1 protein-coding gene is annotated in these 248 nt (G+C 60.9%); it reads right to left on the bottom strand.

Annotation, left to right across the window (positions count from 1 at the left end; genetic code table 11):
- Positions 1-248 (bottom strand): hypothetical protein (locus SB679_RS25665; RefSeq protein WP_410705190.1); only part of this gene is annotated, 248 nt, incomplete at both ends.

Below are 248 nucleotides of genomic sequence, written 5' to 3'. Positions count from 1 at the left end.
AGCACATAACTTGTACCGAAGCTGCTCCCTTGCTCAATGAGCCGCGAGACCAGGCTCGGGGACCCCTCCGCCGTAAATCCCGAGGTCTTCACCGCCCCGGACATGCGCAATACGCCGTTGCTCTTGGCCCACACCCAACTGGGGAAATATCCATTGGCAGTCACAACCAGCAGGTACACCGCATAGGGGACCAACCCGAAGCCGACCACGGCCAGCCCTTGACGCCACGGGATCGTCTTCTTCCACAC

This window comes from Chryseobacterium sp. SIMBA_029, from assembly GCF_046535275.1.
GTDB lineage: Bacteria > Bacteroidota > Bacteroidia > Flavobacteriales > Weeksellaceae > Chryseobacterium.
Note: the sequence above shows the minus strand (reverse complement) of the source record. Positions and strands in the feature narration are given on the sequence as shown.